Source organism: Amycolatopsis sp. NPDC102522 (assembly GCF_055584485.1).
On the sequence record NZ_JBVJLY010000020.1, the window covers coordinates 133788 to 155509 of the forward strand.

A 21722-nucleotide genomic window follows, 5' to 3' on the forward strand; every position below is an offset into this window, starting at 1 on the left:
CGCGCTCGCCGCGCCCCCAGATCGACAGGATGGACCAGTGGCACGCGTCAAGAGGGCTGTCAACGCCCAGAAGAAGCGTCGCGCGACTCTCGAGCTCGCCAGCGGCTACCGCGGCCAGCGTTCGAGGCTGTACCGCAAGGCGAAGGAGCAGACGCTTCACTCGCTGAACTACGCCTACCGGGACCGTCGTGCCCGCAAGGGTGACTTCCGCCAGCTGTGGATCACCCGTATCAACGCGGCGGCTCGCGCCAACGGCGTGACCTACAACCGGTTCATCCAGGGCCTCAAGGCCGCGGGTGTCGAGGTCGACCGCAAGATCCTCGCGGACCTCGCCGTCAACGACGCCGCCGCCTTCACCGCGCTGGCCGAGCTGGCCAAGGCGAACGTGAACACCGAAGAGAAGAAGTCGGCCTGACCGGCTACAGCGCTCTTCCGCAACCCGGGGCGGCTCCGTTCACCGAACGGACGCCCCGGGTTGTTGCTGCGCGCAAGCTGACCCGCCGTGCCGAACGCGAGAAGGCGGGGCGGTTCCTCGCCGAGGGCGCGAACGCGGTCGAAGCCGCCCTCGAAGACGGCGGCAAGGTGTACGAGCTGTTCGTGACCGAACGCGCCGCCGCGCAGCACGAGCGCCTGCTCCTCGCCGCGCGTGAGGCGGGCGTTCTCGTCTCGCCGATCACCGACCGCGCCGCCGACGGCTTGTCCGAGACCGTGACGCCGCAAGGCATCGTCGCGGTCTGCGCGCTCGTCGACCGTCCACAAGAGACAGTCCTCAAGCCGGGCGCCAAGCTCGTCGTCGTCCTCGTCGACGTCGCGGACCCCGGCAACGCGGGCACCGTGATCCGTGTCGCGGACGCCGCCGGCGCCGACGCGGTCGTCCTCGCGGGGGACAGCGTCGACCCGCACAACGGCAAATGCGTCCGCGCGGCCGCGGGCAGCCTGTTCCACCCCGCCATCACCCGGATCCGGGACGTCGACGCGGCCTTGAAGGCCTGCTCCGCCGCCGGTCTCCGCACTCTCGGCGCGCACGGCTACGCCGACACCGAACTCGATCAGGTGTCCTTCGAGGAGCCCACCGCCTGGGTTTTCGGCAACGAAGCGCACGGTTTGCCGCAGAGCGTCCTGGAGACGGTCGACCTCGCGGTCAAGATCCCCATGTACGGCCGGGCGGAGAGCCTGAACCTCGCGACCGCCGCGGCGATCTGCGTGTACACCAACGCGATGGCGTCGCGGACGGCTCGCTAGGCTGCCGCTTCACCATTTCCGTTGATTCACTGGGGGAATCATGGGGCGTATCGCCCGTTCTTTCGCCTTGTTCGGTGCTTCTTGGCGAGTATTGCGGTCCCGTAAGGAACTCGCGCTCTTCCCGGTGCTCGCCGCCGTCGCCGGCCTGCTGGTCGCCGCGGTGTTCCTCGGCTCGGGTTACTGGATCTCCCACACCGAGATCGCCGATCACTCCCGGCTGACGCCCGGTTCGTACGTGATGATCGGGCTGTTCTACCTCGCGGCCGCGTTCGTCACGGTGTTCTTCAACGCCGCCCTCATCTCGCAGGCCGACGTCGCGCTGCGCGGTGACGACCCTCGCGTGGCGGCCGGACTGGCCGAAGCGGGACGCCGATGGCTTCCCCTGCTGGGCTGGGCGGCGGTCACGGCGACGGTTTCCCTGATCCTCCGGGAGATCGAGCAGCGGTTCGGGTTCATCGGCTACTTCGTCGGCCGGTTGGTCGGCGCCGCCTGGAACCTCGTCACCTACCTCGTCCTGCCGGTGATGATGATCGAGGACGCCGGTGTCCGGCACGGGGCGAAGCGGTCGGCGGAGCTGCTCAAGCGGACCTGGGGCGAGCAGGCCGCCGGAAGGTTCGGCATCGGGCTGGTCGGCTTCCTGCTGACGCTGGCCGGATTCGCGGTCTTCATGGGTGCCGGCTTCCTGCTCGGCGGAACCATCACGATCTTCGTCGCCGTCGGGATTTCACTCGTGTGGGGGTTCTTGGTCGCCATCCTCTGCACGACGCTGTCCGGGATCTACCAGACCGCGTTGTACCGCTACGCCGCCGACGGCATCGTCCCGGAGGAGTTCGGCAAGGTGGACTTCGAGGGCGCCTTCGCCGGGCGCTGAGCCGGGAATCGGATGGCCTCGTCGCCCGCGGCCACGTAGAGTCGCGGGCACGACGCCGTCCGCATCACGACACCAAGGGAGCTCCCATGGAACGCAGTGTTCGTTCCAGCACCTTGTTTACGGCGTAGAGCGCGTTTTTCGTCTTATTTAGTGACGGTGTGCCCAGCCCGAGGGTGATCGGGGGCCGCCGTTCGCTGTCCCATAGAATTCAGCAGCTGCTAAACCCATGCGTGCGCTCGCGTGCACCGGACCAGTCCCAGCGGACGCCGAGGAGTTATGTCCGAAGCCAACGACAAGCAGGACCCCCAGGTGGGAGCCCTCGCGCCGGAAACGTTGACGGCCGCCGTCAAGCAGGCCGAGACGGAGTTCGCGGCCGCGGCGGATCTCGACGCGCTGGCCGCGGTCAAACCCGCCCACCTCGGGGACCAGTCTCCGCTGCTGCTCGCCCGCCGCGAGATCGGCGCCCTGGCGAAGCAGGAGAAGGCCGAGGCGGGCAAGCGGGTCAACGAAGCGCGGCAAGGTATCCAAGCCGCCTTCGACGACCGCCGTGCCGTGCTCCAGGTCGAACGTGACGAAAAGGTGCTCCGCGAGGAGACCGTCGACGTCACGCTCCCCTGGGACCGGGTGCCCCGCGGTGCCCGGCATCCGATCGCGACCCTGTCGGAGCGGATCGCCGACGCGTTCGTCGCGATGGGTTACGAGGTCGCCGACGGCCCGGAACTCGAGGCCGAGTGGTTCAACTTCGACGCGCTGAACTTCGGCAAGGACCACCCCGCGCGCCAACTGCAGGACACGTTCTACCTCGGTGAGGAGGACTCCGGCCTGGTGCTGCGGACGCACACCTCGCCGGTGCAGGCCCGCACGCTGCTGCACCGCGACCTGCCCGTGTACATCGTCTGCCCCGGCCGCACCTACCGGACCGACGAGCTCGACGCCACGCACACCCCGGTGTTCTCGCAGGTCGAAGGGCTCGCGGTGGACAAGGGCCTGACGATGGCGCACCTCAAGGGCACTCTCGACGCCTTCGCCCGCAGGATGTTCGGCGAGAACTCGAAGACCCGCCTGCGCCCGCACTTCTTCCCGTTCACCGAGCCGTCGGCCGAGGTCGACGTCTGGTTCGAGGAGAAGAAGGGCGGCCCGGGCTGGGTCGAATGGGGCGGCTGCGGCATGGTCAACCCCAACGTCCTGCGTGCCTGCGGCGTCGACCCCGAGGTCTACTCGGGCTTCGCCTTCGGTATGGGTATCGAGCGCACCCTGCAGTTCCGCAACGGAATCCCGGACATGCGCGACATGGTGGAGGGCGACATCAGGTTCACCCTGCCCTTCGGAACGGAGGCCTGAGTGAAGGTCCCAGCCAGCTGGCTGATCGAACACCTCGAAGTCGACGCCGAGGTCACGGCCCAGGATCTGGCCGACGCCTTCGTGCGTATCGGCATCGAGGTCGACGACGTCCGGAAGCTCGAACCGGTGACCGGCCCGCTCGTGGTCGGCCGTGTCGCCGAGATCGAGGAGCTCACCGAGTTCAAGAAGCCGGTCCGGTTCTGCCGGGTCGACGTCGGCGAGTCCGATGATGGCACCGTCGAGGCCGAAAAGTCCGACGAGAACCTCGACGACGAAGACGACGACGAAGGTCCGTTCGAAGACGACGGCCCCGCCGGGATGAGGACCCGCGGGATCATCTGCGGCGCCACGAACTTCGCCGAGGGCGACCTGGTCGTCGTCGCGCTGCCCGGCACGGTGCTGCCCGGTGGTTTCGAGATCGGTTCGCGCAAGACCTACGGCCGGCTCAGCGACGGAATGATCTGCTCCGCGCGCGAACTCGGCATCGGCGACGACCACTCCGGCATCCTGGTGCTGCCCCCGAGCACGGCCAGCCCGGGCGAGGACGCGAACAAGCTGCTGGAGCTCGACGACACCGTCCTCGAGGTGACGCCGACCCCGGACCGCGGGTACACCCTGTCGGTCCGCGGCCTGGCCCGAGAGCTGTCCAACGCGCTCGACGTCCCGTTCGGCGACCCGGCGTCCATCGAGGTCCCCGAGGCCGAGAGCGACGCCTGGCCGGTGCGGCTCGAAGACACCGAAGGCTGCAAGCGGTTCGTCCTGCGCCGGGTGAAGAACCTCGACGCGACGGCGCCGACGCCGTGGTGGATGCGCCGCCGTCTGATGCTGGCGGGGATCCGTTCGATCTCGCTCGCGGTCGACGTGACCAACTACGTCATGCTCGAGCTCGGGCATCCGCTGCACGCTTTCGCGACCGGTTCGGTCAAGGGCGATTTGGTGGTGCGCAAGGCGAAGCCGGGCGAGAAACTGACCACTTTGGACGATGTCGAGCGCACGCTCGACATCGACGACGTGATCATCGCCGACGACAGCGGGGTCATCTCGCTGGCGGGCACGATGGGCGGCGCGTCGACCGAGATCACGCCGGAAAGCACCGACGTGCTGCTCGAAGCGGCGCACTGGGATCCCTCGTCGATCAGCCGGACGGCCCGCCGTCACAAGCTGTTCTCCGAGGCGGCCAAGCGGTTCGAGCGCTACACCGACCCGAAGCTGTGCGCGGCGGCCGTCGAACTCGCCGCGCGCCTGCTGCGCCAGTACGGCGAAGGCTCGATCCTGCCCGGCCGCACCGACGAGGGCGGCGTCGAGCCGAACAAGCCGGTGACCATGCCGATCAGCCTGCCCGACCAGGTGGCCGGGGTGCGCTACGAGCGCGGTGTCACGGTCAAGCGGCTCTCGCAGATCGGCTGCAAGGTCAACGTGGGCACGTCCGAGGACGGCACCGCGCTGGTGACCGCGGTCCCGCCGAGCTGGCGCGGCGACCTGGTGCAGCCCGCAGACCTGGTCGAGGAGGTGCTCCGGCTGGAGGGCTACGACAGCATCCCGTCGGTGCTGCCCGACGCCCCGGCCGGCCGGGGCCTCACCGACACGCAGCGCCGCCGTCGTTCGGTCGCGCGTGCGCTGGCGGAGAACGGCTACGTCGAGGTGCTGCCCTTCCCGTTCATCTCGGACTCGGTCTGGGACGCGTTCGGGCTGCCCGAAGACGACGTCCGCCGCAGCACCATCAAGATCCGCAACCCGCTGGAGGCGGACAAGGACCGGATGGCGAGCAGCCTGCTGCCGGGGCTGCTGGAGATCCTGCAGCGCAACATTTCCCGCGGCTTCAAGGATGTTTCGCTGTTCCACCTCGGACAGGTCGTGCTGCCCGGGCCGAACCCGATCCCGATGCCTTCGCTCGGGGTGGACCGGCGGCCGACCGACGAAGAACTCGCGGTCCTGGAAGCGGCCGTCCCGCCGCAGCCGCTGCACGTCGCCGTCGTGCTCGCGGGCCAGCGTTGCCGCGCGGGCTGGTGGGGCGAGGGCGAGCAGGCGAACTGGGCCGACGCGGTGCAGGCCGCGCGGCTGGTGGCGCAGGCCGCCGGTGTCGAGCTGACCACGGCCGCGGCGGACCAGCCGCCGTGGCACCCCGGCCGCTGCGCGCAGCTGCGGGTGGGGCAGTGGCCCGTCGGTTATGCCGGTGAGCTGCACCCGAAGGTCGTCGAGGCGCTCGGGCTGCCGCCGCGCACCGTCGCGATGGAGCTCGACCTGGACGCGATCCCGATCCCGGACAGCCGTCCGGCGCCGCGGATCTCGGCGTACCCGCCGGTGCTGCTCGACGTCGCTCTCGTCGTCGAGACCGGCGTGCCGTCGGCCGACCTGGCCGAGGCGTTGCGCGAGGGCGCGGGCGAGTTGCTCGAAGACATCGCGCTGTTCGACTCCTACCAGGGTGAGCAGCTGGGCGAGGGCAAGCGTTCGGTGGCGTACAAGCTGCGGTTCCGTGCCTCGGACCGCACGCTGACCGTCGACGAGGCCACCAAGGCCCGCGACGCCGCCGTCGCGATCGCCGGTGAACGCTTCGGTGCGAGCCTGCGGGCCTGACCTGTGGTCTCGTGAAGGCCCCTTTCCTCAGTCGAGGAAAGGGGCCTTCACTCGTCATGGGATGTGGCAAAGTGAGGACTTGTGTCACGTCCAGACGGTCGGTCCAGCATCCAAGACGTCGCCCGTGCCTGGTTGAGCGACGGTTTCGTCGGCAGAGTCGGGGAACGCGAGGACTTCCGGGTCAATCTGGGGTTGCCGGGGAGTGACCGCCGCCGCCGGTACCTGTTCTCGGTGCACGGTCTCGCCGGGGTCGGCAAGTCCTTCCTCCTCGACCAGCTTCGCGGTATCGCCGAGGAGACCCGCGCCGCCGTCGGGTTCGTGGACGATAGGCAGCAGGATCTGCCCGCGACACTGGTCAAACTCGCGAAGGATCTCGCTCGCGGCGGGCACGAGCTGCGGCGATTCGAGAAGCGCTACGAGTCCTATCTCAAGGCGAGGGAACGGCTCCACAGCGATCCGCAGGCCCCGGCCGCCGGTCGCGCGCTCGTGACGAAGACCGTGGTCAAGGCCAGTCTCGGCGTGGCGAAGACCCTCCCCGGCGGAAGCATCGCCGCTGACGCGATCGACGCGGACGCGACCGCGAAGCAACTGGAGCAGCTGCAGGTCTACCTCGCGGCGAAGTTCAAGCGGAAGGCCGACGTCCAGCTTCTCCTGGAACCGGCGGAGGAGCTGACCAAGCCGTTCGTGGAGGATCTCTGGCGCCTTCCGGAAAGCCGGCAGATCACGCTGTTCTTCGACACCTTCGAACGTACCTCGCCGGTGCTGGAGACCTGGCTGCTCGACATGCTCGGCGGGCTGTACGGCGACCTGCCGCAGAACCTGGTGCTCACCGTGGCTGGCCAGTACCCGCTGGACGAAGGGAAGTGGAACCGGTACGCGCCGCTGGTGCGTGAGATCGAACTCAGGCCGTTCACCGAGCCGGAGGCGCGCCACCTGCTTGCCGAGCACGGGGTCACCGGCGAAGACGTGATCGAGAGCGTGTTGCGGCTGAGCGGCGGTCTGCCCGTCCTGGTCGCCATGCTGGCACGGGGGAATCCCACCGAAGCGGACGCGGTCGGCGATCCCACCGATGACGCGGTCAAACGGTTCCTGCACTGGGTTCCCGAAAAGGCCAAGCAGGAGATCGCCGCCACGGCGTCGCTGCCCCGCGTCCTGGACGAGGACGTGATCGGTGTGCTGACCGGGAAGGAAACCGCGGGGGAGATCTTCCGCTGGTTGCGGGAACTGCCGTTCGTCGGGCGCCGTGAGCTTCCGGTGCGCTACCACCCGGTGGTCCGCGGCCCGATGGTGCGGCTGGAACGCGGCCTTTCACTCGACAAGTTCGCCGAACGCCACCGCAGGCTCAGCGAGTACTACCAAGGCCGGTGCGACGAACTCGGCCTCAGCCGTCACCGCGACGCCTGGAACGACGAACGCTGGCAGCTGAGGAAACTCGAGCAGGCTTACCACCGGTTGTGCGGTGACCCGGCCGACGCCCTGCCGGAAGTGTTGCTCGGAGCCGCGGAGATGGTCACCACGGACACGGCTTCCGCCCGTGCCTGGGCGCGCATGATGGAGCAGGCCGGTGTCGACGCGGACGCGCCCACGGTCCTGGACTGGGCTCGGCGGCTGGCCGCCGCGGTCGGCGACGGCGACGGTCCTCGGGAGATCCAGGTCCTGGACCTGCTCTCCGGTGCGAAGGAACTCGACGCGGCCCGGCTTTCGACGGTGCTTCGGAGGCGCGCGTGGGCTTACGAGGGCCAGGACGACACTGAGGCGGCGAAACGGGACTACGACAGGGCTCTCGATCTGAACCCCGCGGACCCTTACGTCTGGAGCGACCGCGGCAATCTGTTCCGCGACGAGGGCGACTGGGAACGGGCACTGGCGGATCTGGACCGGGCTGTCGAACTCGATCCCACTTACGCCTACTCGTGGCGTGGGCGCGGTTCCGCTCGCGCCGAACTCGGCGATCTCGACGGCGCGATGGCCGACCTCGACGAGGCCGTCCGTCTCCAGCCCGACCACAGGTGGGCCTACTCCGTCCGGAGTGAGGTGTACTTCAAGCGCGGCGACGTCCGGAAGGCGATCGACGAGATCGACATCGCGATCCGGCTCGACCCCGACTACGCCTGGGCCGTCTACTACCGGGCCACTCTGTTCGCCGAGCTGGGGGACAAGGACAAGGCGCTCGCCGGTCACCGGGCGGCCGTCGCGCTCCGCCCCAAGGACGTGTTCTACCTGACCGAGCTCGCGTCGTTCTACGACCAGAACGGGGACGAGGACGCCGCGTCGGCGACCTTCGACGCGATCGTCGTGATGGACCCCGGAAGCGCCAGGGCCCACGCGATCCGGGCGGCGTTCCACCGTCGCGGCGAGCGGAACCGGCTCGCGATCGACGGTTTCACCACCGCGCTCCGGCTCGACCCGGACTACGAGTGGGCGTACTACATGCGCGGCCGGGCGCACAATGACCTGGATGAGCACGCGACGGCGCTCGCCGACTTCGACAAGGCGATCGAGCTGGCTCCCGAGGACGCCGAGAACCACGTTCAACGAGGGATCGCGCTCAGCTGGCTGGAGAAGTACGACGACGCGGTGAAGCCCTTGAGCCGCGCGATCGAACTCGACCCCGGCAACGAGTGGGCGCACACCTGGCGCGCGATGGCCTACCAGCGGACCGGCGACTATCCGGCCGCCCTCGCCGACATCGACGTCGCTGTCGCGGCGAACCCGAGGATGGCCTTCTTCCACAGCACCCGAGGCGACATCCTCAGGGGCCTCGATCGCCACGAGGAAGCCCGGGCCGCACTGGACGAGGGAGTCCGGGTGGAGGAGGGCGGGGCGTACGCCTGCTATCGACGCGCTCGCCATCGCCTCCTTTTCGATGATCCGGCGGGCGCCGTGTCCGATATGGACAGCGTTCTTGCGGCAGGGCAAGAGGAGAACGGCCGCGCCCTGAGCGCGGAGATCCACCGCCGGGCGGGTGAGTACCCGGAAGCCATCCAGGACCTGCGTGCCTTGATCGTCCTGGACCCTGACGACACCGACTACCGCGAGAACCTCGGGGAGGCTTTGCTGTTCGCGGGGGAACTGGACGAGGCGATGGAGATCCTGCGTCCGCTCGCGCCGGAATCCCGGTGGGCCCGCGGCCTCCTCGCGCTGGCCTGGCTGAAGACCGGAAAAACCGAAGAAGCCCACCGGTCCCTCATCGCGGGCCTCGACGAATCCACCGCCCAGGCCACGGCCGACTCCGCGGACTGGGACGACCGGGTCCAGCCGCTCTTCTATCTCCTCGTTCTCGGCCGTGACACCGAAGCGAGACGCGATCTCACCGCTCTGCTGGAGAAAGGGCCGCCGCAGGAGACACGGTTGGAACTGCTTCGCGACCTGAAGGACCTGCGAGTGCTGCTGCCTGAACGCGGCGGGCTGATCGAGGAGCTCAGCACGCTCGTCCCTCGGCCGGTGCTCACCCTCCCAGGTGCTTGAGCGCCTCCTTCCTGGACAGATTGGACAGTGCGGGGTGCGCGGCCACGAACGCGCGCACCCAGTCCGGCTCGGTTTTCGCGTACTCGCGCAGCGCCCAGCCGATTCCCTTGCGCAGGAAGAAGTCCTTGTCGTCGAGGTTCGCCTCGACAGCTCGGGTGAGCAGGTCGGTGTCGGTCCCGCCCTTGGCGCCGACCTGGCAGATGACCGAGGTGCGGCGACGCCACTTGTCCTCGTCGTAGGCCCAGGTCAGCATCAGCGGGGTCATCGTCTCGGGTTCCGCTCGCTGGATCGGCCCGACCCGGCGGATGGCGACTTCGTCCACATAGTCCCACCACGCGCCCGTCACGATCATTTCCTCGTACAGGCCGAGCAGTTCGCTGTCCTGCCAACGGGCGTAGGCACGGTGTCCGGAAAGGGCGATCGCCGCGTAGCGCTCCTCACGGAAGCTCGCTTCACGCCACAAGGTGAGGACGGCGGTCGAGAAACTCACTCGATCGGGTAGCGAATGCTCGGCGTAGACCTGTTTCAGCAAGGCGGCCCGAGGTGGTGACGCCACACCGAGGAACGGCATCTCCGACTTCATGTACGCCCGCATCGACGGCGCCTTCTCCGGATCGGCCAGCGCGGCCAAACCGTTGCGAACCGCCGAAACCAGGCTTTTCACCTCGTTCACGCGTTCTCCTTTCCCCAGTGGACGCCGCGAGCGTACGACAGGGGACCGACAAGACTGATATGCCCGGATCGGGGGCCGGATACCGACTAAAGAGGGATGGCGGTCAACGTGTCGGTCAGCGAGATTGAAGCCGGTTCTCGGTAGCTTCGGCCCGACCGGGTCGAACGCGGACGAAAAGGAACACAGTGAAGAAATTCGTTGCCGCCCTGGCGGTCGCGGGGATCGGCGTCGGCACCATGGCGCTCGCTCCCTCCGCCACGGCCGCCTCGGCGTCGGACTTCGATCCGAAGCCCATCTCCTGGGGAGCCTGCACGCGCCCGAGCCTGGTCAAGGCCGGCGCGGAATGCGGCTTCCTCGAGGTCCCGTTGGACTACGCGAAGCCCGGCGGGGAGAAGATCTCGATCGCCGTCTCGCGGGTCAAGCACAAGTCCGCCCAGTCGCAGGGCGTCATGATCGTCAACCCGGGTGGCCCCGGTGGCTCCGGTCTCGGTCTGTCGACCCTCGGCCGGGCCGTCCCCAAGAAGGCGGGTGAGGAGTACGACTGGATCGGCTTCGACCCGCGCGGAGTGGGGGAGAGCAAGCCGTCGGTGACCTGCGACGGGAACTACGCCTCCTACAACCGCCCGCAGTACGTGCCGACCACGCGCGCCATCGAGACGGCGTGGCGTGACAAGGCGAAGGGCTACGCGAAGGCGTGCGCCAAGAACGGCGCGATCCTCGACCACATCAAGACCATCGATGTGGCGAAGGACGTCGACAGCCTGCGCAAGGCGCTGAGCGAGAAGCAGATCAACTACTACGGCTTCTCCTACGGCACCTACCTGGGCCAGGTCTACAGCTCGCTGTTCCCGCAGAACGTGCGGCGGATGGTGTTCGACGGCACGGTCGACCCCCGCGACGTCTGGTACAAGGCGAACCTGAACCAGGACATCGCCTTCGACAAGAACATCAAGACCTACTTCGGCTGGCTCGCCAAGTACGACGACGTCTACCACCTCGGCAAGACCGCGTCCGCGGTCGAGAAGCTGTGGTACGGCGAGCAGAAGAAGCTGTACGACAAGCCCGCGGGCGGCGTCATCGGCGGTTCCGAGTGGACGGACATCTTCCTGCAGGCCGGCTACTACGTGTTCGGCTGGGAAGACATGGCCAACGCGTTCTCGGGCTGGGTGCACAAGGGTGACTGGCAGACCCTGAAGGGCCTGTACGACGACTCCAACCCGCCGGGTCAGGACAACGGGTACGCGGTGTACGCGGCCGTGCAGTGCACCGACGTGGCGTGGCCGCAGAGCTGGAACCGCTGGAAGTTCGACAACTGGGTCACCCACTTCCGGGCGCCGTTCGAAACCTGGGGCAACGCCTGGTTCAACGCGCCGTGCATCGACTGGCCCGCGAAGCCGGGCAAGCCGGTGGAGATCGACGGGCGCAAGGTCCCGGGCATCCTGCTGGTCAACGAGGAGAACGACGCCGCGACGCCGTACCCCGGCAGCCTCGAGGTCCGCAAGCGCTACCCGAACTCCAGCCTGATCAGTGCTCCCGGTGGCACGACGCACTCGGGTTCGCTGTCCGGTGTGTCCTGTGTGGACGACAAGATCGCGGACTACCTGCTGACCGGGAAGCTGCCCGTGCGCAAGCCGGGCAACGGTTCGGACGTGCAGTGCACGCCGGTCCCGCAGCCGGTTCCGGCCGGTGCTTCCGCGGCTCCCAAGTCCGAGGTGCCGTCTTCCGTGACTGAGGTGAAGAAGGAGGCGCTGGCTCAGGCGCTGCCTTTCTGAGTCTGTCGCTTTCGGGACGCTTCTGTGCCCCGGTCCGGTTTCCCGGGCCGGGGCATTTCCTTTGGGGACTCCCTCGTTTAGTCCTCTGAATGCGTCACCTACCGGCCGCCCGGCGTCCGCAGCTCCCTCTGACTTGAGACCTCTGCTGGAACGCGACTGCTCACTTGTGACCCGCTGCTCTGGCGTTGCCGAAATACGGCGATGGTTCGCGCGACTGATTTGGGTGGGTCGTGAGTGGTAAAGAACGTTCTAACGCTACTTACCACTCACGACCCCACACGGAACCGTGCATACAGGCATCAATCGCCGCGCGATGTCCCTTGTGGACACTCGGGCGAGGCCGACCCCTTCGGTCAGGAAGCCCCTTCACTCCACCCGGCATGACGCCCTTTTCTTACCCCTCACGACCACCCCGACCGACACCTCTCCCCGCCACGCGCCGCGTTCAGTCCTCTGAATGCGGAGGTGACCGGCCATGACCGGCACCCTCTCGTCCCGAAAAGCGATGAAAGTACCGGTCATCCACCGTCCCGGACCGCGTTCCCGTCGCCGGGCCACGGAATTGTCGGGGCCGCCCGTTAGCGTCCCCGGCATGACCATCGTCGAAGAGCACCGGACCGAGATCCGAGTGCAGGACACCGTTTATCGCATCGAGGTCGCCGCCCGTGAGGGTGGCGGCGCGGCCGGGGAAGACCGCTGGGTGACCGTCATGGTCGGCGGAGCCGGACCGCAGGAGGAGCCTGTCGCCGAAGGCAGGCTCGATATCGACGCCGAGGCCATCCCGGCCTTGGCGACCGTCCTATCCGACACGCTGCTGGCGTTCGCCGGCCGGGGTTCCGGCCGGAACGGCCGCCGAAGATCGGCGGACCGCCCCGCGCATCAGGGCCTGCCGTGGTCCGAGGAGCTCGACGCGGAACTGGAAAGCCGTTGGCTGACCGGGGAAAGCGTCGAGGAGATCGCGCGGCGGTTCGAACGGACGCCGGGCGGGATCCGGGCCCGGCTGCCCAGGGTCGGCTGCGACCCGGAGCGCCGGGGCGCGTATCTCCCGATACCGCCGAGTCAGCGAGAGGTGGGTGAAACAGGCTGAACCCAGGCGGCCGCGAGGGTCATCCGGCCCTCGCGGCCGCCATCAGTCCACTGTGGATTTCGTGCCGCGGCCGGCTCGTGCGGCCATTTCCCGGAGGTGGCCGATCAGCTCCGGCGGTTCGTGCACGGTGAATTCGCAACCGAGCCCGAGGATCCGGAACGCGAGCCAGTCCAGGGTGTCCGTGCCCGCGTTCAGGACGCAGGTCTCGTCGTCGATCGGTTCGAGTTCGCCGACGTTGTCCCCGATCGCGGGGGCGACCCGGCTCATCGGCGCGTGCAGGGTCACGCGTGCGCTGTAGGTGGGAAGGAGGCTGTAAATCCTGTCGGTGACATAGGCCGCCACGTCCTCCGCGGGTGGCTGCCTCGGGGTGGCCCGGCCACCGGTCGCTCGCGGCTCGGAGATCCGGTCCGCACGGAAGATCCGCCAGTCGTCCCGGTCGAGGTCGTAGCCGAGCAGGTACCAGCGGCGCCCTGCCGAGACGAGCCGGTGCGGTTCGACGTGCCGCCGGGATTCGGTTCCTTCGCCGGTGCGGTAGGCGAATCGTGTCCGCTCGGTGTTGGCGATCGCGCCCGCGAAGACGGTGAGGTGTTCCGGATCCACCGGGGGGCCTGTACCAGGCAGCGGCACGGTCGCGGCGCCCAGCGCGCCGACGCGGTAACGCAGTCGCGAGGGCAGGACCTGCTCGAGTTTCGCCAGCGCCCGCACCGAAGACTCCTCGATCCCCGAGATCGCCTGCCCGGCGGCGCCCCGGAGGCCGACCGCGATCGCGACGGCCTCGTCGTCGTCGAGCAGCAGTGGTGGCATCGCCGCGCCCGCGCCCAACCGGTAGCCGCCCTCGGAGCCCCGCGACGCCTCGACGGGGTAACCGAGCTCACGGAGGCGGTCGATGTCGCGCCGGATGGTCCGGGGACTGACCTCCAGCCTGTCGGCGAGCTCGCTGCCAGGCCACTCACGAGGAGTCTGCAAGAGCGACAGCAGGCTGAGCAGCCGGGCGGGCGTGTCCGTCATACGGCAAGGATGCCCCGTATAGAGGACAGAGGATGGCCTATATCGAGGTGAGCCACGCGACAGCGTTCGAGGAAGCTTCCGTTTGATTGAACTTGCACGACTGTGCATAATCATACGTATGACGGTGAAGATCGCGGTGGCCGGAGCCAGCGGGTACGCGGGCGGCGAACTCCTGCGCCTGCTGCTGACCCATCCCGAAATCCAGATCGGCGCGCTCACCGCGGCCAGCTCCGCGGGGACGCCGCTCGTCCAGCACCAGCCGCACCTCGCGCCGCTGGCGGACCGTGTCCTGCTGGAGACGACCCCGGACACCCTGGCCGGGCACGACGTCGTCTTCCTCGCCCTGCCGCACGGCCACTCCGGGACCATCGCCGCACAGCTGGGCCCGGACGTCCTGGTGGTCGACCTCGGCGCCGACCACCGTCTCTCGGACGCGGCAGACTGGCAGCGCTGGTACGGCGGTGACCACGCCGGGCAATGGCCGTACGGGCTCCCCGAGCTCCCCGGCGCCCGAGAGCGCCTCGCCGGGGCCAAGCGCATCGCGGTCCCCGGCTGTTTCCCGACCGGCGGTTCGATCGCCCTCGCCCCGGCACTCGCCGCGGGCCTGGTCGAGCCGGAGGTCAACGTCGTCGCCGTGACAGGGACCTCGGGTGCGGGCAAGAGCCTCAAGCCGAACCTCCTCGGTTCGGAGGTGATGGGTTCGGCCAGCGCGTACGGCGTCGGCGGCGCCCACCGCCACACCCCCGAGTTCGCGCAGAACCTCTCGGCGGTCTCGGGAGAGCGGGTCAAAGTCTCGTTCACCCCCGTGCTGGCCCCGATGCCGCGCGGGATCCTCACCACCGCGAGCGCCGCCCTCAAGGCCGACCTGGACGCCGACGGCGCCCGCGAGCTCTACGAAAAGGCGTACGCCGCCGAGCCGTTCGTCCAGCTGCTGCCTGTCGGCCAGTGGCCGTCGACAGCCTCGGTGGTCGGCTCGAACAACGTCCAGCTGCAGGTCACCGTCGACGCCGACACCCGGCGCCTGATCGTGGTCGCGGCCATCGACAACCTGACCAAGGGCACCGCGGGAGGCGCCGTCCAGTCGATGAACATCGCACTCGGCCTCCCCGAAACCACCGGACTTCCGACCGTAGGAGTGGCTCCGTGACCGTCACCCAGCCGAAGGGATTCCGCGCCGCGGGCGTCGCCGCCGGGATCAAGCCCGAGGGCAAGCTCGACCTCGCGCTCGTCGTCAACGACGGGCCGCTGCAGGTCGCGGCCGGCGTGTTCACGCGCAACGTGATCAAGGCCGCGCCCGTCCTGTGGTCGCAAGAGGTGCTCAAGCAGCAGCGCCTCAAGGCCGTCGTCCTCAACTCCGGGGGCGCGAACGCCGCCACCGGCCCCGGCGGTTTCCAGGACACCCACCAGACCGCCGAGAAGGTCGCCGGGCTCTTCGAAGCAGGTGCGATCGAGGTCGCTGTCTGCTCGACAGGCCTGATCGGTGAGCGGCTGCCGATGGACACGCTGCTTTCCGGCGTGGACACCGCCTTCGCGGAACTCGGCGCCGGCTCCGAAGCCGACCTCAACGCCGCCACCGCGGTCATGACCACCGACAGCAAGCCGAAGCAAGCTGTCGCGAAGCACGACAGCGGCTGGAGCGTCGGCGGGTTCGCCAAGGGCGCGGGCATGCTCGCCCCGAACCTCGCGACGATGCTCTCCGTCCTCACCACCGACGCGGTCGCCACCCCCGAAGTCCTCGACAGGGCCCTGCGCGCCGCCACCGGTGTCACCTTCGACAGGCTCGACGTCGACGGCGGCACCTCCACCAACGACACCGTGCTCGTCCTCGCCTCCGGCGCCAGCGGCGTCGAACCGACCGAGGCCGAACTGACCGAACTACTCACCGCCGTCAGCCTCGACCTCGTGCTGCAACTGCGCGCGGACTCCGAAGGCGCGACCAAGTACGTCGACGTCACGGTCACCGGCGCGGCGAGCGAGGCGGACGCCATCGCCGTCGGCCGGACGATCGCCGAGGACAACCTCGTCAAGACCGCGCTGTTCGGTTCGGACCCGAACTGGGGCCGCATCGCCATGGCGCTGGGCCGCGTGCCCGCGGAGATCGACCCGGAGAAGGTCGCCATCACGATCAACGGCGTCACCCTGTTCGCCAAGGGCACCCCCGCGGCGGACCGCTCCGAGGCGGATCTCTCGGGCCGCGACATCCGGATCGTCGTCGACCTCGGCCTCGGCGAAGGGGAGTCGACGATCTACACGACCGACCTTTCGCACGCGTACGTCGAAGAGAACAGCGCGTACTCGTCATGAGCCCTTCCGAATCCACGGTCCCCGCGGACGAACGGCTCGCGACGGCCGCCGAGAAGGCCTCGATCCTCATCGAAGCCCTGCCGTGGCTGCAGCGGTTCCACGGCGCCACTGTCGTGGTGAAGTACGGCGGCAACGCCATGATCGACGACAGTCTCAAGCAGGCCTTCGCCGAGGACATGGTCTTCCTGCGCATGGCGGGGCTGCGTCCGGTGGTGGTACACGGCGGCGGCCCGCAGATCACCGCGATGCTCACCCGGCTCGGCGTCGAAGGCGAGTTCAAGGGCGGCCTGCGCGTGACCACGCCCGAGACCATGGACATCGTCCGCATGGTGCTGACCGGCCAGGTCAGCCGCGAACTGGTCGGGCTGATCAACGCGCACGGCCCGTACGCGGTCGGTATCTCCGGCGAGGACGCGAGGCTGTTCACCGCCGAACGCAAACAGGCCACTGTGGACGGTGTGCCGGTCGACATCGGGCTCGTCGGCGAGGTCTCCGAGGTCAACCCGGACGCGGTGCTCGACATCGTCAACGCGGGTCGGATCCCGGTGGTGTCCACCGTTGCCCCGGACGTCGACGGCGTCGTGCACAACATCAACGCCGACACCGCCGCCGGTGCGCTGGCCGCCGCGCTGGGCGCGGAGAAGCTCGTGGTGCTCACCGACGTCGAAGGCCTCTACGCCAACTGGCCCGACCGCGGTTCGCTGGTCGACAGGATCCGCGTGGACCGCCTCGAAACCCTGTTGCCCGGCCTCGCCAGCGGCATGATCCCGAAGATGGAGGCCTGTGTGCGCGCCATCCGCGGCGGCGTCCGCCGCGCGCACGTGATCGACGGCCGCATCGCCCATTCGGTGCTGTTGGAGGTCTTCACCTCCCGCGGTATCGGTACCATGGTCTTCCCCGAAACGGAGCTCCCGTGACCCCCCTGAAGTCCAATGTAGACGGCCAGGAGCACTGGAAGTCGTCCCTCATGGACAACTACGGCACCCCGGCGCTGACCTTGGTCCGAGGCGAGGGCGCGAAGGTCTGGGACGCCGAAGGCAAGCCGTACGTCGACCTGCTGGGCGGGATCGCGGTCAACGCGCTGGGCCACGCGCACCCGGCCGTGGTCGCCGCGGTCACCGAGCAGGTCGCGAAACTCGGGCACACCTCGAACCTCTACGTGAACCCTGTCGTCGTCGAGCTCGCCGAAAGCCTCTTGGACGTCGCCGGCCTCTCCGGCAACGCGAAGGTGCTCTTCGTCAACTCCGGCGCGGAGGCCAACGAAGCCGCGCTCAAGATCAGCAGGCTCACCGGGCGGACCAAGATCGTCGCCTGTGAAGGCGCCTTCCACGGCCGCACCATGGGCGCGCTGACGTTGACCGGTCAGCCGTCGAAGCGGGACCCGTTCGCACCGCTGGTTCCGGGCGTCATCCACGTTCCCTACGGTGACATCGACGCGCTTCGCGCCGCGGTGGACGGCGAAACGGCGGCGGTTTTCCTCGAGCCGATCCTCGGGGAGGCGGGTGTCGTCCCGGCGCCGGACGGCTACCTCCAGGCCGCCCGGGAGATCACGAAGGCGACCGGGACCCTGCTGGTCCTCGACGAGGTGCAGACCGGCATCGGCCGCACCGGCGCGTGGTTCGCCTTCCAGCACGCCGGCATCGTCCCGGACCTCATCACCTTGGCGAAGGGACTCGGCGGCGGACTGCCGCTCGGCGCTGTCATCGGCGTCGGCGAGGCGGGTGATCTGCTGAAACCGGGGCACCACGGGACCACCTTCGGCGGCAACCCGATCTGCTGCGCCGCCGGGCTCGCCGTGCTCAAGACCATCGCCAAGGACAACCTGAACGACCATGTTTCCGCGCTGGGCAAGGACATCGCCTCTCGCGTCGAGGAGCTCGGCCATCCGCTGGTGGCCGGGGTCCGCGGTGCCGGGCTGCTGCTCGGCATCGTGTTGCGCGAACCGGTCTCGGCGGTGGTCGCCAAGGCCGCGCAGGACGCGGGATACCTGGTCAACCCGATCGCCCCGGACACCATCCGGCTGGCACCGCCGCTGATCCTGAGCGCCGACGAGGCCGCGGGATTCCTCGAAGCCCTTCCCGGGGCGCTCGATTCCACCACCACCTAGGACTGAGACGAAACATGCTCCGCAACTTCCTCCGTGACGACGATCTCAGCCCTGCCGAACAGGCCGAGATCCTGGACCTCGCCGACCAGCTGAAGGCCGAGCCGCTGAGCTCCCGCGCGCTGGAGGGTAAATCCGTCGCGGCGATCTTCGAGAAGAACTCCACCCGGACCAGGTTCTCGTTCGAGGTGGGTATCTCCCAGCTCGGCGGTAACCCCGTGATCGTCGACGGGCGCTCGATGCAGCTCGGCCGCGAAGAGACCATCGAGGACACTTCGCGGGTGCTTTCGCGGTACCTGGACGCCATCGTCTGGCGGACCTTCGCCCAGAAGCGCATCGACGCGATGGCGTCGGCGGCGAGCATCCCGGTGATCAACGCGCTCACCGACGAGTTCCACCCGTGCCAGGCGCTCACCGACCTGATGACCATCCGTGAGCGCAAGGGGAAGCTCGTCGGGCTCACCTTGGTCTACCTCGGTGACGGTGCGAACAACATGGCGCATTCGCTGCTGCTGGCCGGGACGACGGCCGGGATGCACGTCCGGGTCGTCTCGCCGGAGGGCTTCCAGCCGGACCAGCAGGTCATGCTCGACGCCAAACACCGTTCGAGTGAAACCGGCGGCAGCACCACGGTCTTCACCGACCCGTACGCCGCCGTCGAAGGCGCGGACGTCGTCGTCACCGACACCTGGACCTCGATGGGCCAGGAGAACGACGGTCTCGACCGGGTCGGCCCGTTCCGTGAGCTGCAGGTCAACGCCGCGCTGATGCGCCGCGCCGCGGACGAGGCGATCGTGCTGCACTGCCTGCCCGCGCACCGCGGCTGGGAGATCACCGACGAGGTCATCGACGGCCCGTCGAGCGCGGTCTGGGACGAGGCAGAGAACCGGCTGCACGCTCAGAAGGCGCTGCTGGTGTGGCTGCTGAGCCAGGAACGACGATGACCGGCAGCAGAGTCACCCGGCAGGCCCGGATCAACGAGCTCGTGTCGTCGATGGCCATCCGCAGCCAGACGGAGCTCGCGAAGCTCCTGGCGGCGGAGGGTATCGACGTCACCCAGGCGACGTTGTCGCGAGACCTCGACGAACTGGGCGCGGTGAAGCTGCGGGGCGCCGATTCCGGCGCGCCGGTGTACGTCATCCCGGAGGACGGCAGCCCGGTGCGCGGGGTGCAGGGCGGTACGTCCCGGCTATCGCGGCTGCTCGCCGAGCTGCTCGTTTCGGCGGACTCGTCGGGGAACCTGACGGTGCTGCGCACTCCGCCGGGCGCGGCGCAGTTCCTCGCCAGCGCCATCGACAGGGCGGCGCTGGAGGAGGTCGTCGGTTCGATCGCCGGCGACGACACGGTCGCGGTGATCGCGAGGGAACCACTGTCCGGCAAGGACCTGGCCGAGCGTTTCATGGCGCTGGCCCGACGGTCGTCCACTGTGGACGGCGGTGAGGAGACCGAAGGTGACGCCTGACGGGTTCGCCTTCCCGGACGATCCGGAGAAGCTGGTCATCACCTTCGACGAAGGGGTGCCTGTCGCGATCGACGGGGAGACCGTGACGCTGCTGGAGGCTTTCCAGCAGCTGAACCGCCGTGTCGGCGCCTTCGGGCTCAGAGGGCGCGAGATCTACGATGGTCCCGCCGCGCTCGCGCTGGTCAGCGCGTACGAGGAACTGAGAAAAGTCACCATCGGGCAGGTGTCCGGCGAAGTCTGCCTGCTCCTGCACCGCGGGAACGCGGTCGTGAACTCCGCGCGCGACGAGCGCGCGCTGTACGACTTCACCACAGGCGCTACCTTCGACCGGTCAGTCGCCTGAAACAAACCAAGGAATTCGAGGAGTGTCGTGAGCGGGAATGAGCAGCCGGTGCAGCTGTGGGGCGGCCGGTTCGCCAGCGGGCCGGCGGAGGCGATGGCGGCGCTGAGCGCGTCGACCCATTTCGACTGGCGGCTGGCGCCGTACGACATCGCCGGGTCGCGGGCCCACGCGCGAGTGCTGCGGAAGGCGGGGCTGCTCACCGATGACGAGCTGACCGGCATGCTCGCCGCGCTGGACACCCTCGCGCAGGACGTCGCCTCGGGCACGTTCACCCCGACTGTCGCCGACGAGGACGTCCACACCGCGCTCGAACGCGGTCTGCTGGAGCGGGCAGGCACCGAACTCGGCGGCAAGCTGCGGGCGGGCCGTTCGCGCAACGACCAGGTCGCGACCCTGTTCCGGATGTGGCTGCGGGACGCCGCCCGCCGGGTGGTCGCCGGCACCCTCGGCGTCGTCGACGCGCTGGTTTCGCAGGCGAAGCGGCACCCGGACGCGATCCTCCCGGGCCGCACCCACCTGCAGCACGCCCAGCCGGTCCTGCTGGCGCACCACCTGCTCGCGCACGGCCAGTCGCTGCTGCGCGACGTCACCCGACTGCGTGACTGGGACGCTCGCACCGCCGAGTCGCCGTATGGTTCCGGCGCGCTCGCGGGCTCGTCGCTCGGACTCGACCCCGAGGCCGTCGCCGCGGAACTGGGGTTCGACACCAGTGTCGACAACTCCATCGACGGCACCGCCTCGCGGGACTTCGTCGCCGAGTTCGCCTTCGACGTCGCGATGCTCGCGGTCAACCTGTCCAGGATCGCCGAAGAGGTGATCATCTGGAACACCGCCGAGTTCGGCTACGTCACCCTCGACGACGCCTGGGCGACAGGCAGTTCGATCATGCCGCAGAAGAAGAACCCGGATGTCGCCGAGCTGACCCGTGGCAAGGCCGGGCGGCTCATCGGCAATCTGACCGGTCTGCTCGCGACGCTCAAGGCGCAGCCGCTCGCGTACAACCGTGACCTGCAGGAGGACAAGGAACCGGTCTTCGACTCCGTCGAGCAGCTTGAACTGCTGTTCCCGGCCATCGCGGGCATGCTCGAAACGCTGACCTTCCACACCGACAGGCTCGCCGAGCTGGCGCCTGCCGGTTTCACCCTCGCCACGGACATCGCCGAATGGCTGGTGCGCCAAGGGGTTCCGTTCCGCGTCGCGCATGAAGCGGCGGGGGAGAGCGTCCGTGTCGCCGAGGGCCGAGGTGTCGGCCTCGACGAACTGACCGACGAAGAGTTCGAGAAGATCAACCCGGCGCTGACGCCCGCCGTGCGCGAGGTGCTGACCGTCGAGGGTTCGGTGAACTCGCGCGACGCCCGTGGTGGTACCGCTCCGGAGCGGGTCGCCGAGCAGCGCGACCGGCTGGTCGCGCGGGTCACCGAACACCGCGCCTGGCTCGGCTGAGCGTTCTCAAGCGCGTGAAGGCCCCCTTCC

General features: G+C 68.9%; 18 protein-coding genes. 16 read left to right on the top strand and 2 right to left on the bottom strand.

The features are described 5' to 3' along the window. The first annotated feature begins 37 nt into the window (after positions 1–37). From rplT to ACZ6YV_RS33950, 6 genes are all read left to right on the top strand, one after another. Positions 38–415, top strand: a complete 378-nt coding sequence (gene rplT, locus ACZ6YV_RS33925; protein WP_005163284.1) for a 50S ribosomal protein L20 — start codon at positions 38–40, stop codon at positions 413–415. Continuing rightward, positions 412–1242, top strand: a complete 831-nt coding sequence (locus tag ACZ6YV_RS33930; protein ID WP_465513522.1) for a TrmH family RNA methyltransferase — start codon at positions 412–414, stop codon at positions 1240–1242. Before rplT ends, ACZ6YV_RS33930 begins: the two co-directional genes overlap by 4 nt. A gap of 40 nt (positions 1243–1282) precedes the next feature. Further along, positions 1283–2113, top strand: coding sequence for a DUF6159 family protein (locus ACZ6YV_RS33935; RefSeq protein ID WP_465513499.1), 831 nt, complete (start codon positions 1283–1285; stop codon positions 2111–2113). A 276-nt stretch (positions 2114–2389) separates the two neighbouring features. Further along, complete coding sequence (gene pheS / locus ACZ6YV_RS33940) at positions 2390–3454, top strand: phenylalanine--tRNA ligase subunit alpha (RefSeq protein ID WP_465513500.1); 1065 nt, start codon at positions 2390–2392, stop codon at positions 3452–3454. Continuing rightward, a complete protein-coding gene (gene pheT, locus ACZ6YV_RS33945; RefSeq protein WP_465513501.1) occupies positions 3455–6028 on the top strand; it encodes a phenylalanine--tRNA ligase subunit beta in 2574 nt (857 codons plus the stop codon). Between the two features lie 132 nt (positions 6029–6160). Further along, positions 6161–9496, top strand: coding sequence for a tetratricopeptide repeat protein (locus ACZ6YV_RS33950; RefSeq protein ID WP_465513502.1), 3336 nt, complete (start codon positions 6161–6163; stop codon positions 9494–9496). Here ACZ6YV_RS33950 and ACZ6YV_RS33955 read toward each other — a convergent pair. After that, entirely contained in the window at positions 9477–10169 is a 693-nt protein-coding gene (locus tag ACZ6YV_RS33955; RefSeq protein ID WP_465513503.1) for a DNA alkylation repair protein, read from the bottom strand. The genes ACZ6YV_RS33950 and ACZ6YV_RS33955 overlap by 20 nt on opposite strands. A gap of 185 nt (positions 10170–10354) precedes the next feature. On the opposite strand from ACZ6YV_RS33955, the gene ACZ6YV_RS33960 reads away from it, so the two are divergent. Beyond that, positions 10355–11941, top strand: coding sequence for an alpha/beta hydrolase (locus ACZ6YV_RS33960; RefSeq protein WP_465513504.1), 1587 nt, complete (start codon positions 10355–10357; stop codon positions 11939–11941). Positions 11942–12533: 592 nt separating this feature from the next. After that, complete coding sequence (locus ACZ6YV_RS33965) at positions 12534–13028, top strand: helix-turn-helix domain containing protein (protein ID WP_378247404.1); 495 nt, start codon at positions 12534–12536, stop codon at positions 13026–13028. 42 nt (positions 13029–13070) lie between these two features. On the opposite strand, the gene ACZ6YV_RS33970 is transcribed toward ACZ6YV_RS33965, so the two are convergent. Next, positions 13071–14036, bottom strand: coding sequence for a helix-turn-helix transcriptional regulator (locus tag ACZ6YV_RS33970; RefSeq protein ID WP_465513505.1), 966 nt, complete (start codon positions 14034–14036; stop codon positions 13071–13073). Between the two features lie 118 nt (positions 14037–14154). Between ACZ6YV_RS33970 and argC the strand changes: the two genes are divergently transcribed. The 8 genes from argC to argH are packed head-to-tail and all read left to right on the top strand — an operon-like array spanning position 14155 to position 21692. After that, positions 14155–15183 carry an N-acetyl-gamma-glutamyl-phosphate reductase gene (gene argC / locus ACZ6YV_RS33975; RefSeq protein ID WP_465513506.1) on the top strand — a complete coding sequence of 343 codons (1029 nt, stop codon included), beginning with the start codon at positions 14155–14157 and terminating at the stop codon, positions 15181–15183. After that, on the top strand, positions 15180–16340 hold the full coding sequence (gene argJ, locus ACZ6YV_RS33980; protein ID WP_465513507.1) for a bifunctional glutamate N-acetyltransferase/amino-acid acetyltransferase ArgJ: 1161 nt from the start codon (positions 15180–15182) through the stop codon (positions 16338–16340). Before argC ends, argJ begins: the two co-directional genes overlap by 4 nt. Beyond that, positions 16337–17257 (top strand): acetylglutamate kinase, encoded by a 921-nt coding sequence (gene argB / locus ACZ6YV_RS33985; protein ID WP_465513508.1) that lies wholly within the window; start codon positions 16337–16339, stop codon positions 17255–17257. Before argJ ends, argB begins: the two co-directional genes overlap by 4 nt. Then, positions 17254–18447: an acetylornithine transaminase gene (locus tag ACZ6YV_RS33990; protein ID WP_465513509.1), complete on the top strand. Its 1194-nt coding sequence runs from the start codon at positions 17254–17256 to the stop codon at positions 18445–18447. The genes argB and ACZ6YV_RS33990 overlap by 4 nt, the downstream gene beginning before the upstream one ends. 14 nt (positions 18448–18461) lie before the next feature. After that, positions 18462–19388, top strand: coding sequence for an ornithine carbamoyltransferase (gene argF / locus ACZ6YV_RS33995; protein ID WP_465513510.1), 927 nt, complete (start codon positions 18462–18464; stop codon positions 19386–19388). Further along, positions 19385–19906 carry an arginine repressor gene (locus ACZ6YV_RS34000; protein ID WP_020629635.1) on the top strand — a complete coding sequence of 174 codons (522 nt, stop codon included), beginning with the start codon at positions 19385–19387 and terminating at the stop codon, positions 19904–19906. Before argF ends, ACZ6YV_RS34000 begins: the two co-directional genes overlap by 4 nt. Next, a complete protein-coding gene (locus ACZ6YV_RS34005) occupies positions 19896–20249 on the top strand; it encodes an argininosuccinate synthase (protein WP_465513511.1) in 354 nt (117 codons plus the stop codon). The genes ACZ6YV_RS34000 and ACZ6YV_RS34005 overlap by 11 nt, the downstream gene beginning before the upstream one ends. Positions 20250–20276: 27 nt before the next feature. Then, positions 20277–21692: an argininosuccinate lyase gene (gene argH / locus ACZ6YV_RS34010; RefSeq protein WP_465513512.1), complete on the top strand. Its 1416-nt coding sequence runs from the start codon at positions 20277–20279 to the stop codon at positions 21690–21692. The last annotated feature ends 30 nt before the right edge of the window (positions 21693–21722 follow it).

Bases quoted from the DNA above. Each gene is read 5' to 3' on its own strand.
- ACZ6YV_RS33935 (WP_465513499.1), top strand. From the start codon at position 1,283: ATGGGGCGTATCGCCCGTTCTTTCGCCTTGTTCGGTGCTTCTTGGCGA.
- pheS (WP_465513500.1), top strand. From the start codon at position 2,390: ATGTCCGAAGCCAACGACAAGCAGGACCCCCAGGTGGGAGCCCTCGCG.
- ACZ6YV_RS33965 (WP_378247404.1), top strand. From the start codon at position 12,534: ATGACCATCGTCGAAGAGCACCGGACCGAGATCCGAGTGCAGGACACC.
- ACZ6YV_RS33970 (WP_465513505.1), bottom strand. From the start codon at position 14,036: ATGACGGACACGCCCGCCCGGCTGCTCAGCCTGCTGTCGCTCTTGCAG.
- argC (WP_465513506.1), top strand. From the start codon at position 14,155: ATGACGGTGAAGATCGCGGTGGCCGGAGCCAGCGGGTACGCGGGCGGC.
- argB (WP_465513508.1), top strand. From the start codon at position 16,337: ATGAGCCCTTCCGAATCCACGGTCCCCGCGGACGAACGGCTCGCGACG.
- argF (WP_465513510.1), top strand. From the start codon at position 18,462: ATGCTCCGCAACTTCCTCCGTGACGACGATCTCAGCCCTGCCGAACAG.
- ACZ6YV_RS34000 (WP_020629635.1), top strand. From the start codon at position 19,385: ATGACCGGCAGCAGAGTCACCCGGCAGGCCCGGATCAACGAGCTCGTG.